The sequence below is a fragment of the Yersinia thracica genome (assembly GCF_902170565.1).
In the GTDB taxonomy this organism is placed as follows: Bacteria; Pseudomonadota; Gammaproteobacteria; order Enterobacterales; family Enterobacteriaceae; genus Yersinia; species Yersinia thracica.
Map to the genome: position 1 here is coordinate 1 of NZ_CABHXX010000111.1, position 13,923 is coordinate 13,923.

Genomic DNA, 13,923 nt, shown 5'->3' on the forward strand with positions numbered 1-13,923 from the left:
CCAATTATGTCACATATATCGTTCAGCATTAATGGTAGGAGATATCTCTACCAGCTATAAAAATGCTGCCACTTATAAATTAAATAAGAAGGATGCTTTTACTTTCGGTAATGCTGATTATACTTACGAGATAGCCAAGGTATGGGAGGAGTTATTGATAGAGGATGATAAATATATACCTCCCGCAGGTCAGAATCAAGACATCGCCCTCGATAGTATGAGGCCAAAGGCATACACACACCCCACCTCAACCCTGGCACAAAAAAAAGCCGTATAGTTCCCCCGTCAGTCAATCGCAGAAGCCCGTCTGTGTGTGGGGGGCTGCTGCCATATACACCGTCTGTTTAGTCTTATTAATTAATGGAAATATAAGTGTATTTAACTTGTTGAATTATAAATTTTTTAGTGAATATTGATGAGTTTAAAATACCCAGTTCGGCCAGTTGCTCTTTTAGTCGCTGGTTATCTTGCCGAATAAGCAACGCGATATATTCCGGTAAATCATAGGCTGGACGGAACAGACGCCGGGCGGCCATGCCCTCGGTCAGCATGGCGTATTCTTCTGGCTCAAGCCGGGCGCGAATCTCATTGATACCGACAGATTTATCACGCTGGCGCTGTGCTTGTTTGCGGGTTGTTGCATCGGTTTTAGTCATGGTTTTCCTCTCAGGTAGATTAATCATCGAATTCCGGCCAGTCGGACAGGGCCGGGTAATGGATCACCGCATCACCAACAGCCATTTTTGCCCCACGGGCTAACGATTCCAGCTCCCAATGTTGGACGCTGATATCTTTCAGCAGTAAATCATTGCGAATTTGGGGGATGCGCTGGCGTTCTTCGCGGGTTAAGCGGGCAGATGGCGCAATAAGTCGGCCCTTGGTAGGGTCATAACTGCGTTGTACCTTGCTAATCGTTGGCTGTTTCTCTTTAACTCGGGCCACAATCGCCCTCACGGCGGCAGTGTCCGACCAGTCAATAACGGCGTCCGGTGGGTATCCCATCGCCATCACAGGCGTTTCAGCCTGCCCGTTGGGGTCATTTGGCGCTTGGGTATTTCCACCTAACCCACAGTTATTGACAGGACTCCGAGGCGCGCCAGAGGCGCTTTTTAAAGTCAAAGGCTCAACGTCAACGGCACCCGAAACGATGCGCCATTGGGTTGTCCGGGTTTCATGAATATGGTCAGCGCCCAAATGCGGCGCATAGATACCGACAACTTTCTGCACTTCCTCATCGTAGGTGTTCAGCTCATCGGCGATACGTTTGGCGACACGCACAGTCTGGTTTCCGCAATTGGTGCCACCCTGCGCGGCGATGTAGGCAGCAAAATCCCCCTCATCACCCTCATCAGCCGCATGGCGCACGGCCTCCACGGTTTCATCAAACGTCTCAGCCAGACTAATAAAACGGATACGGCGACACTCGCGATAGGCTCCCATGGAGGGAATACCCTCGCGTACGGTGCTGGATGGTATATTAGGAGCTGTCGCGGGTATTACTGGTGTTGAGCGATACCGTGGCTATGAGAACGACACCAGCGTTACGGATGCCAACGGCATACCCAGCCACTCGATCTCTATCGTGGTTGATGGCGGTGATGCAACAGAAATCGCACAAACTATCGCCCTGAAAAAGGGGCCGGGTTCTGGCACCTATGGCACCACCACAATCACGATTAAAGATAAATATGGCATTGTTCACCCGATTAATTTCTTCCGCAAAGGTACGGTGCAGGTTTATGTCCGGCTAGAAATTAAGGCGCTACAGGGTTATACCTCATCAATTGGTATCGCTATTAAAAACTCTATCGCTGAATATATTAATGAAATAGAAATTGGTGAGCCGGTGCGTATTAAGCGGCTTGATCTTCCCGCTCAATTGAATGGCAGCATTGAACGCCTGACTTACGATATTACCCTGCTAGAAATCGGCACTTCCCCAGCCACCTTATCTGAAAATAATATTGAGATAGCCTTTAACGATGCAGCAGCTTGTGTAGCTGAGAATATAACATTAATGGTGACTTAATGAATGAGACTAAATATCAACGTCTCATTACGTCCTATCATAAGAATAAGCCCAAGTTTTACGATCATATATCCCTTATCACCGCACCGTTCCTCGGTATCCAGCAGACGACAAACCAACTTACAACCGACTTTGACCTCGATAGCTCAATAGGCAATCAAGAGGATGTCGTTGGTCTGTGGGTGGGGATTGGCCGAAACATCAGAACGCCAATCACCGACGTCTATTTTTCACTGGATACTGAGGGGCTGGGTTTTGATTTGGGTAGCTGGAAAGGGCCGTATGACTCGTTAACCGGCTTTACACGATTAGACTTACCGCACGATACTGCGAGCAAAGATAGCCGAACTTCAAATTAAATTGGAGTCAGCAATAAAGAGTTATGCCAATAGTAATTTACCCTCAGCCTCATTAACTCAAAAGGGAGTTGTTCAGCTAAGCAGCTCGACTAACAGCACCAGCGAAACGTTAGCGGCGACACCAAAGGCGGTAAAGGCCGCGCTTGATGCCTCATTGCCTGTCGGTGGGACGGCTAAAGCGGCGGAAAAACTGGCAACGTCCCGTAAAATCAGCGGTGTTGATTTTGATGGCACTAAAGATATTACTTTGCCGTTTATTAATACCACCGATACAAATGTTCAATTGGCGGGCACCCTTACAGAACAAGGCCATATTATCTCCCAGGGCAACCTTATTTCCAAAACAAACATTGGTGCAGATGGTCGCTGTGATATCACCGGAGATTTACGCGGTGGGCGCGTTCTGTCTAAATCTGATGTCATTGTTGGCGAGGGGCAAGCTGGCGGTTATGCGACTATTTCCTCCACCGGCAATATCATAGGGGCGCAGTGGGGTGGCAGTTGGCTATCAACACGCACAGCCCGCGCCTTTGCGGTGTTCAACGCTAAAACAGGTGCAGTGAGTGGCTCTGTAGGAATTTCAAGTGTGGTGCGGAATGCAGCAGGGACGTACACAGTAGTTTTTTCCAGCGCAATGCCCGGCGCATATGCGGTAGTTGTTGGTGTTGATGGTGCGTATAACACACATGAACCCACCGTCACATCAAAAGCAGCAACTTCATTTCGAATTCTGACCCCCGCAGACGGTGGGGTTGATTACGGTCTTCAAGATCAAAATGAAATCCAATTTGTTGTATTCAGCGTAGGGACATAAAACATGAAAAATTTAGATAAAAAAGGCGAAGTACCGGCTGATGATTTACTTATTGCTGATGAAAATATTATCTATGACGACTTGTTCGTAGCGGTATACGAAGACGAAGCGGGTTTATCAGTAGTTAATTTTAACAGCCAGGCGAGTCTCGATTCATTTAGCCACGATGATTATTTCCTCATCATTGAGCGCAGCAAATTACCAGACCAGCAATACCAAGCGGCATGGGAATTTAATGGTGAACGTAACGGAATTATTGTTAATAATGAAAAGCTCAAAGCGATTTTAGTTTCAGATGCAAAGCAAATAAGAGAGCACAAGCTGTCACTCGTTCGAGCAGATATCGACGGGCTACAGTCTGACTTGATATTGAATATCATTACTGACGCTGACCGCGAAAAATTAGTTTCGGTTAAGAAGTACATTATCGAATTGAAGAAATTAGATTTATCAACCGCGCCAGATATAGAGTGGCCAGTAGCGCCAGAGTAACAATCAATGCCGGGCTTAATGGCCCGGCCTATTCAGTCAGTCCACGGTATATAACCTCCTAACTGTAATAACCCGCACCTATAAATCCTCAAACCCACAATACCTGTAAACGAACCTGCATTTGATGGGGATGGCCGTACAAAAAAAACACGATAAAAATATAACTATATGTTATTTAACATTAAAATTGATATTTATCGACCAGGTGATTATTTTCTGATATATATATTCAAGGAATGTCAATTGCTTTTAAGGATGAAAAGGTCATGAGAGTTAGTGAAGAAGCACTGTTAAGCTCTGGCTTCAGTCATACAGAACTTCAGAAAATTAAAAATAACGTAGAAAGCTATGGCGGAACCCTTGGGGAAGCCATTCAAGATTTGGCTAATCGGTTCAAGATTGTTTTATGGATATTTTCCGGCTGTATGACAATGTTTATCTGGGTTATTTTTTCAAGTGATAGGGCCTACATAACATCTACTGGTATAGGTTTGCTGATCACTATGTTAATAGTGATTTTTAGTCAACCGCCAATTCTTTCTTACAAGTCATGGCGATACTGGAGAAATTATCAAAATTAACGTGAATGCTCGTCAGTAGACAGCAGGTCAAAGATCACTTTAGCCTTTACGCCGTAACCCACTATTTTCATCGTTAATTTGGGCCTGCTCATCGTTTCAACCTTTCGATAATAGTCACGCGGTAGCCAACGGAATAACCTCCATGCTCCGGGTTTCCTTGCTAATCCGAATATACTGTAGACACTGGCACCAAGAGTTACTGTATTGTAGAAAGCCAGCCCAGATTCTGCTTTAAACCCCATAAACTGGGCTATTTCCATAGCCTTATCGGCTACGACCCCTTCAGAATAAGTCTGGTTGCCTGGCTGAAGATTAATTATTTCTTTAGTTATCCCATTTGCGCCGTCAGCCACCAGCATTGCTCCTGCTAAAACCCCAATAGGGGTCATTGAGGCTATCATCATCATACCACCGGCAACGACAACACCGGAAACAACAATATGTACAGCTGAAATGACATACCCAACAATTTTGTTATTTTCCCGGACGAACTCCACTTTGGCGTAAAGTTTCGCGGTTCTCATCCGCAACATCCGATCTTGTTCCTGAAGGCTTTCCGTCTCCGCTCTCAGACTTTGTATGCAGGTCATACATTCTTCGTCCGATTTAGCACGCCGGGCAGCAGCGAACTGCCGCTCAACAACTTCCTTTATTTCCTGAACAAAATTTATCCGGGTCAGACTATCGCTAAGGTGGGTAGCAGACAGTGTGTTCGCGATATTAATTAGCTTATGGGCCTCCAGATTCACCATCGTTTCTGCCCAGTCTTTATTCCTTCCACCTGACCGCATCATTGAAAGTAACGTAGCATCCATTTCTTTATCTCCCTGATTGTTACAATATTGTTTCAATAATACTTGGCTCCATCTGGCGGCTCCTAATGATTTAAGCTCCGAATGTTCTGAAAATAGAGTCATGTTGTGGATGCAGCCCGAAAGACTGCGTGCCAGTTATGTTAAGTTGATCGAACTTTATACGGAGGTGGCTATGGATAGTAAGTGGAAAGAAGAACGCGCAGGTTTTATCGCTGGTGAGATTGGCGGCGCAGTGATTGACCTAATACTGGCTGGCATGGTGATTAACCGCAACAACATAATGGAGCTTCTAGATGCAAAGCGGAGGATAGTCGGGAATGCGGTTCACAAAGGGTTTTTACGTGATGCGGCTATAGCTGTGCGAAAGGGCATGTAGAGTGGTGAGATTGTATTTTTCGTGTCAACCGGGTTTACATTCTGGTGCTGCTCTGTCAACTGGTGGGACATCTTCAGTTCCTCAATTTAATTTTTCCACGGCCGCTTCCTTTAAAAAGTACAAGCCGGGCTTAATTGTCCGGTTCTCTTTTTGGTGAAATACTAATTATGTGTTGCAAATGATAATTTTAATTTTTTATAAGAATTTTTTATCATAAATTCCATATGTGTTAAAATTACACTTGTGAGGAATGAAATCACTATAAGTAGTAATAATGTAAACGGACTGTATCTAACAGAGTATATTATTTCTGGCGTGTAGTAGTAACAAAAAAATGAATGCGTCAACCACATATACATAGAGTATTTTCCAAGGTTAGTAACCATGGTATGATGGGTTGTTTTTCTGTATATATCACATAGTATCATCACAAATAATGGAGACGATAAAATCAAGCCAAACATATCAAATAAGTAGAATAAAACAACAGTTAATAATACGCCTATAATATTGAAATATGATTGTTTTATTGTATTTTTATACTTTATACTTTGTAATTTTTTCATTTTTCTTTCCAAAGAAATAACCTATAAGGAATGGATATAACCATATCAAAAGTACGACAAGGCCACCGTGTTGTTCAAAGAAAAAGCCTATAACTATAGATACCAAAGATATAATTAATAGAGTGGTTGGTGGCAGTCTTGATATTATAGGTAGAGCGAGAACATACACCACATACAACCGGATAAACCACCACTCCCCATTATAGTCTGATGAGACCCCTATTATGTTTTTAACCAGCCTTATTGGGGAACTATCATTCCAGTTATTACTTACAAATAAGAAACCTATCGGAATAAAAATAACAAATACCAACCAGAAACTAAAATACAACTTCTTTAATTTATCTATAGAATATTTGAAATTGATTTTATTTTTAAAAGAATATCCATAACCTGACATAAATAAAAATATAGCTACACATATTTTACCGAAATTTGCCAGGTAGTTATCTACACTTGCTCCAATAAAAGGAAGTGAATTGATGATATTGGCGTCATAAGGCACACGGTCTGGGAACGCGAACAAGTGGTGTGTGAGCATCAGGATTATGGCTATTCCTTTAATATAGTTGCTCTCGTTCTTTGTAATAATCATGCTTAAACCATTAATAAAACGAATGACCCATAGTTTCCCATACTTTTTTTTACTGTCAATGCTTCAAACTATATCGACATTGGTTTTTGGGTGCAGAACAGTAGGGGTAGTGTTGGGCTATCACACCGGGCTTAATTGCCCGGCCTATTCAGTCAGTCCACGGTATATAACCTCCTAACTGTAAACGAACCTGCATTTGATGGGGATGGCCGTACAAAAAAAATACGATAAAAATATAACTATATGTTATTTAACATTAAAATTGATATTTATCGACCGGGTGATTATTTTCTGATATATATTCAAGGAATGTCAATTGCTTTTAAGGATAAAAAGGTTATGAGAACAAGCGAAGAGGTACTGCTAAGATCCGGATTTACACATAGCGACTTACAAAAACTGAAAAGTAATATAGCTAATTATGGAGGCTCACTGGATTCGGTCACTCACGATCTTGCTAGCCGTTTTAAAACATCAAAATGGATCACTATAGTTGCATTAGCCATCTTAGCTCTTACGTTAGCGCTGGCATCAAAAGATACCAGTATTACGCTGGCTGCAACACTCGCTATTGTGCTGCCTTTTATCTGGTATTTAGCCCCAGCCAGGCTTGCATATAAATCCTGGCGATATCGAAAAATGATTACTAACGCTGGACTGAATCAGTGATAGACATTAAATCAAATATGACTTTAGCTTTAACGCCATATCCTACTATTTTCATTGTTAACTTTGGGCGACTCATAGTGCTGATTTTCCGATAATAATCAGTGGGAATATAACGAAATAAACGCCATGTTTCTGGGCGTTTAAGTAGGCCGAAGATGCTATATGCATTTGCCGCAAGTGATACTGATTTGTATACACCCAGCCCATTATTACGACTAAATCCCATAAACTCGGCAACCGACATAGCCACATCAGCAACCAGCCCTTCAGAGCTTTTGTTATCCATTGCGTAATGTGCGATTTCCTTGCTTATGCCATTGGCACTGTCGGTAACAAGTACAGCTCCAGCTAGAACCCCCAAGGGGGTCATTGAACTTATAAGTGTGAAACCGACTGCCATTTCAAGTCCTGACAAAACCACATTTACAGCTGAAATGACATACCCAACAATTTTGTTATTTTCCCGGACGAACTCCACCTTGGCGTAAAGTTTCGCGGTTCTCATCCGCAACATCCGATCTTGTTCCTGAAGGCTTTCCGTCTCCGCTCTCAGACTTTGTATGCAGGTCATACATTCTTCGTCCGATTTAGCACGCCGGGCAGCAGCGAACTGCCGCTCAACAACTTCCTTTATTTCCTGGACAAAATTCATCCGGGTCAGACTATCACTAAGGTGGAAAGCAGACAGTGTGTTCGCGATATTAATCAGCTTATGGGCCTCCAGATTCACCATCGTTTCTGCCCAGTCTTTATTCCTTCCACCTGACCGCATCATTGAAAGTAACGTAGCATCCATTTCTTTATCTCCCTGATTGTTACAATATTGTTTCAATAATACTTGGCTCTATCTGGCGACTCCTAATGATTTAAGCTCCGAATGTTCTGAAAATAGAGTCATGTTGTGGATGCAGCCCGAAAGACTGCGTGCCAGTTATGTTAAGTTGATCGAACTTTATACGGAGGTGGCTATGGATAGTAAGTGGAAAGAAGAACGCGCAGGTTTTATCGCTGGTGAGATTGGCGGCGCAGTGATTGACCTAATACTGGCTGGCATGGTGATTAACCGCAACAACATAATCATCATGGCGCGGACATCCTTGTCCACCAGACGCCGAATAGATTTAAGCAAGCCCATCATAAATCAAAATCGGTGTTGCAAAAACGGGGTGACCATAGATTTTGTGCCTGAGATTTGGCAAGTGGCAGCAAAATGGCAGCAGGGTGGCAGCATCGTTTTTTTGAGGCCATAAAAAATCCCGCGAAAGCAGGATTAGGGCAGGGCAGATATATTTATTTTCAGCCGTCAGAACATGACTACCTGGCCGCCGGTTTGCGGGTGAGGCATTACAGGGTTAATCTCGCCGGGCTTTGATATAGAACGCATAAAACTTTCCATCGTCACAAAGGTATGACCGCAATTCACATTGATGCATTGGTGATAGCGTTCTTTGGTTTCGGTGGTGATCTGGCTGCTGCTGCGGGTATGGGCTGCGCTATGGCATAAAGGGCAATTGAACATGATCCGGACTCCGGCATCATCCCGACTAGGGTCGGTGTTAATGATAATTATGCGTGATTATTGATTAAAAATCATCATTCCATATCCAAATCATCTATTTTCACCTCTAATTCCAGCGCAGTAGTAAAACCGCCATCACTCAGCGAGTGGGTAGCCAACAGGCGTTTAAGACCAGCAATAAGGATATTCATGTGGCCAGTGTGCCGCCTACGGGCGCGCGGGGCATGTGATGGGTGTTGTGTGAGGGATGGCACAAGGGAAATGAGACTAAAGCACGAATGCTAACATCGCTTGCATTGTTCCATTTATTGGGGGTACATTAAATGAATGGACATATCTTACGACCCAACCAAAAACGAAAAAAATATTGCTGAACGTAAATTGTCCTTTGAGATGGCGCGTGATTTTGAAGTTGTCACCGCGCTAATTGTTGAGGATCTGCGTAAGGAATATCCAGAGCGGCGCTTTCAGGCACTGGGCTACATTGAAGAGCGGTTACATATGTTGGTATTCACACCACGTAACGGCAAGGTGCATGTTATCAGCTTGCGTAAGGCCAATTCCCGTGAGGTAAAGCGATATGAACAAAAAAATCAGTAAAGTCACCATGACAGATAACCCTGAGTGGGGCGAGGCAGAGTTTGCCCGCGCACGCCCAGCCACCGAGGTATTTACCGAGTTGTTCGGTCAAGAGGGCGCAGAAAAAGTCATGAAACCCCGTGGTCGGCCAAAACTGGCAAATCCGAAAGAGCCGGTTAAGCTACGAATTGATCACGATGTGGTAGACGCCTATCGGGCGCAGGGCGATGGATGGCAAACCAAAATGAACGAAGCGTTGCGCGATTACGCTAAAACACATGGAATGCTGTGATGTAGTATCCCAATACATAACCATTTAAATGATAAATCAGCCAACGGAATGTGGCGTGATGTCATGTCCATTGACCGTATCACGCCACAATAAAAAGAAACTTAACTCAACATCGCCGGTTGGCCATCACAAACAAATATTCTCTGCCTGAAACTCTGCGGTGCGAACATCGGTTCTAATCACTTGTTGTAATTTATTTAGTGTGGGGATTATTTAAAAAAAAGGGAAACAAACAAATAGCGTTGCGAGTAGAACCGTCTCTTGAGGAGGGGATTCAACTGGCGCTTAAGGCTGATGGTGATGCTTCTGTCTCTGCATGGATTAAACGGATCATCAGAAAAGAGCTTCAGTCCCGGGGTATAGAATCAAATGGATAATTGAGTCCAAACGCTCAAGTCACGACGAATACAACTAATACATCTGATTATTAGCATGAGAGGGAGTCCCCTCATGCTAGCATTGTCATGCCATTCTGAAAATATTCAGCATGTCTGGGTTTTTTTCAATAATGCGTAGTAATTTCAAGCTGCTACCGGTTGGTGTTCTTTTATGTTGTTCCCATGCCTGAACAAGGGAAGGGGACACACCAACGACCTGAGCAAACTCATCTTGCTTTAGTTTCGCTTTTGCGCGGATAGCTTTAACATCTGGCAACGTGATTGTAGTCACTCGGGTAGCCTTGACCTCACCTTTCTTAATTGCTAATGCTTCCTGAGCACTGGCCATCAATTCACTGAATAATTCATCTTTCATTTTGCCTCCTCGATAGCCTCAATGACTTTTCTGAGCTGGTTTTTTTCGCTATTAGTCAGATTATCTTTCTCACTCTTTGGATAGGCTATCAGTAGATATATTTCACCTTCTCGGGTCAGGTAGTAGTAAATGACTCTAATTCCACCACTTTTTCCCATCCCTGATAACGCCCACCTGATTTTTCTGCATCCACTCGTGCCGGATATAGTATCGCCCACTGTAGGATCTAAGCTAAGAAACTCTTGGAACCTTTGATACTCATCAGCACTTAATAAACCATCAATTTTCCTTTGAAAAATAGAGGTTTCAATGAAATGTAATAGATCCATCTGCCTCGAACTCCTATCCTGTGAGTTTTCATACTACTAGCACAGAGTAAGAGTGGCAAGGTGATTTATGCCCGATAGGCTACTAGATTAAGACCAGCAATAAGGATATTCATGCGGCCAGTGTGCCGCCTACGGGCGCGCGGGGCATGTGATGGGTGTTGTGTGAGGGATGGCACAAGGGAAAAAATAGGAGGTGTAGGGGATAAGAATGGAATGATTGCTTATTGCATGAATTTTTCAAAGGATGACTGTAAAATAGCCACCGTATTGATTATATTTTAGATATATTTATTAGGCATTATTTTGCATGACACAAAAAACACAATCACAATTGTTACTAATGTCAGTTTACCAAAGTGATTAGGAAAAAATTCTAAATAGAAAACTGAAAGTAAAATGACAACAACGAATGGGATCGTCGAAAATAACACGTTATATAATATTGTTTTCATTACCTTCCCATGCCATTAAGTATATCCACAATTTCATCAAAGCTTAAATTAGAGTTCGAACGTATTTTCTCCATTGCTTTAGAAATAAAGGTTCTATATATATGTAAAACATCTCTATATTATTGATTCGTAATAAATTATAATATTTGGGGTCAATCACTTGCAGCTTTCTGGCCGCCATGGCGGATTTTTGAACTTTTCCATATAAATCACCGGCATTAATTAAAAACAAACCTTTCTTATTTATTTCTGCCCGTACAATATTGGATACAGAGAATGACTCTGCAACTGTTTTAGCTATAGAGTAAGCTATGGCTTTTTTAGTGGTTATCGAAACGGAGAGATTAGCAGCTAAATGGGTTGACTGATAAGCGGAACTCCGCATATTTTCACGCGGTGTGTACCTATCAAGAACATATTCAACATAAAGCTTTATCATGTCAAAGATAACATCAGATCTTCTGTATATCTCTGATATTGCTTTTATTATTCTTGCATCCTCAGCTTTTATTTCCTAACATTCTCTTACATATTTCTCAAAGAAACAGAATGTATACCAACTGGCTCTTTCAGCACCACTATATACATTTCCGATCGTTCCTTTGGCGGAACTCACAGCCCCTTTTATCCCGCGTTCTCATGATAGCGATAACTCTCTATCTACATTTAGTTTTTCTTTTAAATAAAAATAAGCATTCATTAACTAGCACTCCATTGATTGTCAGCAATCATGTACTATACGTTATAATTATGGATTTTAAATACTACAATGGAGTTGTATGATGCGACTGGCTAAATTTGGGACTTTTCTTACTTTATTTGTTATCTTGACCTTTCTTATTCCAGAGGTTCTGGTGTTGGTATTGTCAAGCGATCAGTTTGGCAATGCGATAAGTTATTTTAACTTTCTTAATACGAATATCCTGATAGCTCTCTATTATGAAATGGCTATTCTGGCTCTTTTTCTTTCATATCTAATGACAAAAGTAATTTTTCATTTAATGAGAAAAGATAAATAACTTAAGCAGGAATAACTATTTGGCAATGTGTTCCAACGCCAGATCCCCAATCCATTCACTATCGCCGTCAGTAAAGCCCAATAACTGGCGGCGCTCATATTTCACTGTTGGCCCGTTGCGGCTAACTTTATCGCGCAAGCCGTAGTGATGTACCCGCACCAGATTATTAACCTTGCCACTGAATGTAACGGCGGCTTCATCGGCGTTGGATTCGGTTTTGATAAAACGGGCGGTGCGCAGTTTGGTAAACATCTTGCGCTTGATGCGGCCTTGCTTATCACGGCGTTTTTTCTTGCGCGGAACAAAGGGTGATCCGTCGGGGTTCTGCTGTGCCTGAATATGCTTTTGCTGGCGCTGGCTGTTAAATATTGAGCACTTTCATTAGCTTTTCTGCCCGCCAGTATTTATAACTGCTGCGATGGACCACAAACACTTTTAGCTTACGAGTAGTACATAGCCCAGTATTAAGGGGGATAGTTAAACTTAGTATCCTGCATAAAAATCCGACTAGTGATATGCAGTAATATTTTAACATTACCATTACCATTACCATTACCATTACCATTACCATTAACTATCAATTCTTATTTTAAGGAACAGTTATTATCCTCATCAGTATTCCGTCATCAGCAGTTTAGGGTTTGAAATAATAAAGCCCTGTTCGTGATTGCCGCGAACAGGGGGGATGACAATGGCCAGCAACGAACCCAAAACTTTATGCAAACGGAGGTTCTTTTCTTAAAATTTTATCAATGACATTTAATACGCCTGAGTCATTATTCGAATCAGTCTGATATTTCGCTATTTTTTTAATACGATCTGGCGCGTTCGCCATGGCAAATCCAAAACCGGCATGTTGTAACATCTCAATATCATTACCGCCATCACCAAAAGTCACCACTTCTTCATCTTTCACACCCCATATATTTTGGAGTATTTTAATACCATTGGCCTTGTGTAAGCCGGGTATTATCAAATCAACGGAACCATGGCCACTGGAAACGGGGCTGACAATACCGGCTAGTTCAACCTCAATGAAAGTCATAAAATCCGCCAATTTTTCATCGGGCAAACTGATTGCGAACTTGAATGCAGGTTCCTCTACTTGGCTGAAATCATCAATAATCTTAAGTCGATGATAATATTTGCTCATGGTGGTGAAGAAAGCGTTATCGGATGAGTTCAGCATAGAAGCGCCGTTTTTCCCACAAACAATGATATCAAGATGAGGTATGGGTAATATTGTTTTTAGGACCTTGTCACAATCTTGATCCGAGAGTGCCCCGCAAAAAATCTCTGTGTTTTTATTACTAACATAGGCACCATTTTCAGCGACAAATGCGATTTCATGGGCAATCTCTGGGAAATAGGAAATGAGCTGGTAATATTGGTTACCACTGGCGACGACAAATTTTATTCCGTTATTTTTAAATTGTGAATATTGTGCGCTAAACCGTTTCCTATCAAAATTCATCTGGTCGTTAAGAAAGGTTCCATCCATATCTACGGCAACGATTTTAATACTCATCCTGTTTCCCTCTTTAACATATTGAAGATATTAGTTTGATAGAAAATATCTCAGCGTTATCTAAAAAAAAGCTAGCAAAAATCTGCTAGCTGGTAAAATTACCATACTCAGTCACTCTTTTTCTCTTTCAATAATTTTTTAACAAACCACATATTC

19 protein-coding genes and 4 pseudogenes are annotated in these 13,923 nt (G+C 42.2%); 11 read left to right on the forward strand and 12 right to left on the reverse strand.

Going from position 1 to position 13,923, the window contains the following annotated elements; all coding sequences use genetic code 11:
* Positions 1-277: hypothetical protein (locus FTA91_RS20235; RefSeq protein WP_222423192.1), on the forward strand; the 277-nt coding region annotated here is incomplete at its 5' end.
* Positions 278-353: 76 nt separating this feature from the next.
* Here the strand turns inward: FTA91_RS20235 and FTA91_RS16270 are convergent.
* A complete protein-coding gene (locus FTA91_RS16270; RefSeq protein ID WP_235896864.1) occupies positions 354-656 on the reverse strand; it encodes a hypothetical protein in 303 nt (100 codons plus the stop codon).
* A gap of 19 nt (positions 657-675) precedes the next feature.
* Positions 676-1,452: pseudogene (locus FTA91_RS16275) on the reverse strand (replication endonuclease); the annotation flags it as partial.
* On the opposite strand from FTA91_RS16275, the gene FTA91_RS16280 reads away from it, so the two are divergent.
* From FTA91_RS16280 to FTA91_RS16300, 5 genes and pseudogenes are all read left to right on the forward strand, one after another.
* Complete coding sequence (locus FTA91_RS16280; RefSeq protein ID WP_186366644.1) at positions 1,439-2,029, forward strand: hypothetical protein; 591 nt, start codon at positions 1,439-1,441, stop codon at positions 2,027-2,029. The pseudogene FTA91_RS16275 and the gene FTA91_RS16280 sit on opposite strands and share 14 nt — an antisense overlap.
* Complete coding sequence (locus tag FTA91_RS16285) at positions 2,029-2,388, forward strand: DUF2612 domain-containing protein (protein WP_145583610.1); 360 nt, start codon at positions 2,029-2,031, stop codon at positions 2,386-2,388. Before FTA91_RS16280 ends, FTA91_RS16285 begins: the two co-directional genes overlap by 1 nt.
* Positions 2,389-2,449: 61 nt before the next feature.
* Positions 2,450-2,536: pseudogene (locus FTA91_RS20590) on the forward strand (tail fiber protein); the annotation flags it as partial.
* Between the two features lie 669 nt (positions 2,537-3,205).
* Entirely contained in the window at positions 3,206-3,694 is a 489-nt protein-coding gene (locus FTA91_RS16295) for a tail fiber assembly protein (RefSeq protein WP_145583612.1), read from the forward strand.
* Positions 3,695-3,960: 266 nt separating this feature from the next.
* Positions 3,961-4,275: a hypothetical protein gene (locus tag FTA91_RS16300; protein WP_050113577.1), complete on the forward strand. Its 315-nt coding sequence runs from the start codon at positions 3,961-3,963 to the stop codon at positions 4,273-4,275.
* Here the strand turns inward: FTA91_RS16300 and FTA91_RS16305 are convergent.
* The gene (locus tag FTA91_RS16305) at positions 4,272-5,090 is read right to left on the reverse strand and encodes a DUF4225 domain-containing protein (protein WP_145536258.1); all 819 of its coding nucleotides are present in this window, start codon (positions 5,088-5,090) and stop codon (positions 4,272-4,274) included. The genes FTA91_RS16300 and FTA91_RS16305 overlap by 4 nt on opposite strands.
* Before the next feature lie 172 nt (positions 5,091-5,262).
* On the opposite strand from FTA91_RS16305, the gene FTA91_RS16310 reads away from it, so the two are divergent.
* Entirely contained in the window at positions 5,263-5,466 is a 204-nt protein-coding gene (locus FTA91_RS16310; RefSeq protein ID WP_050116534.1) for a hypothetical protein, read from the forward strand.
* 537 nt (positions 5,467-6,003) lie between these two features.
* Here the strand turns inward: FTA91_RS16310 and FTA91_RS16315 are convergent.
* Positions 6,004-6,627 (reverse strand): acyltransferase family protein, encoded by a 624-nt coding sequence (locus FTA91_RS16315; protein WP_145583614.1) that lies wholly within the window; start codon positions 6,625-6,627, stop codon positions 6,004-6,006.
* Positions 6,628-6,870: 243 nt separating this feature from the next.
* Between FTA91_RS16315 and FTA91_RS16320 the strand changes: the two genes are divergently transcribed.
* Positions 6,871-7,296 carry a hypothetical protein gene (locus FTA91_RS16320; RefSeq protein WP_235896867.1) on the forward strand — a complete coding sequence of 142 codons (426 nt, stop codon included), beginning with the start codon at positions 6,871-6,873 and terminating at the stop codon, positions 7,294-7,296.
* Here the strand turns inward: FTA91_RS16320 and FTA91_RS16325 are convergent.
* Positions 7,274-8,092 (reverse strand): DUF4225 domain-containing protein, encoded by an 819-nt coding sequence (locus FTA91_RS16325; protein ID WP_145583616.1) that lies wholly within the window; start codon positions 8,090-8,092, stop codon positions 7,274-7,276. The genes FTA91_RS16320 and FTA91_RS16325 overlap by 23 nt on opposite strands.
* 172 nt (positions 8,093-8,264) lie before the next feature.
* Between FTA91_RS16325 and FTA91_RS16330 the strand changes: the two genes are divergently transcribed.
* Positions 8,265-8,546, forward strand: a complete 282-nt coding sequence (locus FTA91_RS16330; RefSeq protein ID WP_145583618.1) for a hypothetical protein — start codon at positions 8,265-8,267, stop codon at positions 8,544-8,546.
* Positions 8,547-8,599: 53 nt separating this feature from the next.
* On the opposite strand, the gene FTA91_RS16335 is transcribed toward FTA91_RS16330, so the two are convergent.
* Positions 8,600-8,815 carry an ogr/Delta-like zinc finger family protein gene (locus FTA91_RS16335; protein WP_013649733.1) on the reverse strand — a complete coding sequence of 72 codons (216 nt, stop codon included), beginning with the start codon at positions 8,813-8,815 and terminating at the stop codon, positions 8,600-8,602.
* Positions 8,816-8,889: 74 nt separating this feature from the next.
* Positions 8,890-8,967: pseudogene (locus FTA91_RS16340) on the reverse strand (phage late control D family protein); the annotation flags it as partial.
* Between the two features lie 175 nt (positions 8,968-9,142).
* On the opposite strand from FTA91_RS16340, the gene FTA91_RS16350 reads away from it, so the two are divergent.
* Complete coding sequence (locus tag FTA91_RS16350; RefSeq protein WP_050113409.1) at positions 9,143-9,415, forward strand: BrnT family toxin; 273 nt, start codon at positions 9,143-9,145, stop codon at positions 9,413-9,415.
* Positions 9,396-9,686 carry a BrnA antitoxin family protein gene (locus tag FTA91_RS16355; protein WP_050113410.1) on the forward strand — a complete coding sequence of 97 codons (291 nt, stop codon included), beginning with the start codon at positions 9,396-9,398 and terminating at the stop codon, positions 9,684-9,686. Before FTA91_RS16350 ends, FTA91_RS16355 begins: the two co-directional genes overlap by 20 nt.
* A gap of 462 nt (positions 9,687-10,148) precedes the next feature.
* On the opposite strand, the gene nadS is transcribed toward FTA91_RS16355, so the two are convergent.
* The 5 genes and pseudogenes from nadS to FTA91_RS16385 form a co-directional block, all read right to left on the reverse strand.
* A complete protein-coding gene (nadS, locus tag FTA91_RS16360; protein WP_050113412.1) occupies positions 10,149-10,439 on the reverse strand; it encodes a NadS family protein in 291 nt (96 codons plus the stop codon).
* The gene (locus FTA91_RS16365; protein WP_145583620.1) at positions 10,436-10,768 is read right to left on the reverse strand and encodes a type II toxin-antitoxin system RelE/ParE family toxin; all 333 of its coding nucleotides are present in this window, start codon (positions 10,766-10,768) and stop codon (positions 10,436-10,438) included. Before FTA91_RS16365 ends, nadS begins: the two co-directional genes overlap by 4 nt.
* A gap of 495 nt (positions 10,769-11,263) precedes the next feature.
* The gene (locus FTA91_RS20350; protein ID WP_235896868.1) at positions 11,264-11,659 is read right to left on the reverse strand and encodes a hypothetical protein; all 396 of its coding nucleotides are present in this window, start codon (positions 11,657-11,659) and stop codon (positions 11,264-11,266) included.
* A gap of 595 nt (positions 11,660-12,254) precedes the next feature.
* Positions 12,255-12,596 (reverse strand): annotated as a pseudogene (locus FTA91_RS16380) (phage virion morphogenesis protein); the annotation flags it as partial.
* Between the two features lie 358 nt (positions 12,597-12,954).
* On the reverse strand, positions 12,955-13,767 hold the full coding sequence (locus tag FTA91_RS16385; protein WP_050113415.1) for a Cof-type HAD-IIB family hydrolase: 813 nt from the start codon (positions 13,765-13,767) through the stop codon (positions 12,955-12,957).
* Between the last annotated feature and the right edge of the window lie 156 nt (positions 13,768-13,923).

Excerpts from the sequence above, each read along its gene's own strand:
- FTA91_RS16270 (WP_235896864.1), bottom strand. The coding sequence starts at position 656 with ATGACTAAAACCGATGCAACAACCCGCAAACAAGCACAGCGCCAGCGT.
- FTA91_RS16280 (WP_186366644.1), top strand. The coding sequence starts at position 1,439 with ATGGAGGGAATACCCTCGCGTACGGTGCTGGATGGTATATTAGGAGCT.
- FTA91_RS16285 (WP_145583610.1), top strand. The coding sequence starts at position 2,029 with ATGAATGAGACTAAATATCAACGTCTCATTACGTCCTATCATAAGAAT.
- FTA91_RS16295 (WP_145583612.1), top strand. The coding sequence starts at position 3,206 with ATGAAAAATTTAGATAAAAAAGGCGAAGTACCGGCTGATGATTTACTT.
- FTA91_RS16300 (WP_050113577.1), top strand. The coding sequence starts at position 3,961 with ATGAGAGTTAGTGAAGAAGCACTGTTAAGCTCTGGCTTCAGTCATACA.
- FTA91_RS16305 (WP_145536258.1), bottom strand. The coding sequence starts at position 5,090 with ATGGATGCTACGTTACTTTCAATGATGCGGTCAGGTGGAAGGAATAAA.
- FTA91_RS16310 (WP_050116534.1), top strand. The coding sequence starts at position 5,263 with ATGGATAGTAAGTGGAAAGAAGAACGCGCAGGTTTTATCGCTGGTGAG.
- FTA91_RS16315 (WP_145583614.1), bottom strand. The coding sequence starts at position 6,627 with ATGATTATTACAAAGAACGAGAGCAACTATATTAAAGGAATAGCCATA.
- FTA91_RS16320 (WP_235896867.1), top strand. The coding sequence starts at position 6,871 with ATGTTATTTAACATTAAAATTGATATTTATCGACCGGGTGATTATTTT.
- FTA91_RS16325 (WP_145583616.1), bottom strand. The coding sequence starts at position 8,092 with ATGGATGCTACGTTACTTTCAATGATGCGGTCAGGTGGAAGGAATAAA.
- FTA91_RS16330 (WP_145583618.1), top strand. The coding sequence starts at position 8,265 with ATGGATAGTAAGTGGAAAGAAGAACGCGCAGGTTTTATCGCTGGTGAG.
- FTA91_RS16335 (WP_013649733.1), bottom strand. The coding sequence starts at position 8,815 with ATGTTCAATTGCCCTTTATGCCATAGCGCAGCCCATACCCGCAGCAGC.
- FTA91_RS16350 (WP_050113409.1), top strand. The coding sequence starts at position 9,143 with ATGGACATATCTTACGACCCAACCAAAAACGAAAAAAATATTGCTGAA.
- FTA91_RS16355 (WP_050113410.1), top strand. The coding sequence starts at position 9,396 with ATGAACAAAAAAATCAGTAAAGTCACCATGACAGATAACCCTGAGTGG.
- nadS (WP_050113412.1), bottom strand. The coding sequence starts at position 10,439 with ATGAAAGATGAATTATTCAGTGAATTGATGGCCAGTGCTCAGGAAGCA.
- FTA91_RS16365 (WP_145583620.1), bottom strand. The coding sequence starts at position 10,768 with ATGGATCTATTACATTTCATTGAAACCTCTATTTTTCAAAGGAAAATT.
- FTA91_RS20350 (WP_235896868.1), bottom strand. The coding sequence starts at position 11,659 with ATGATAAAGCTTTATGTTGAATATGTTCTTGATAGGTACACACCGCGT.
- FTA91_RS16385 (WP_050113415.1), bottom strand. The coding sequence starts at position 13,767 with ATGAGTATTAAAATCGTTGCCGTAGATATGGATGGAACCTTTCTTAAC.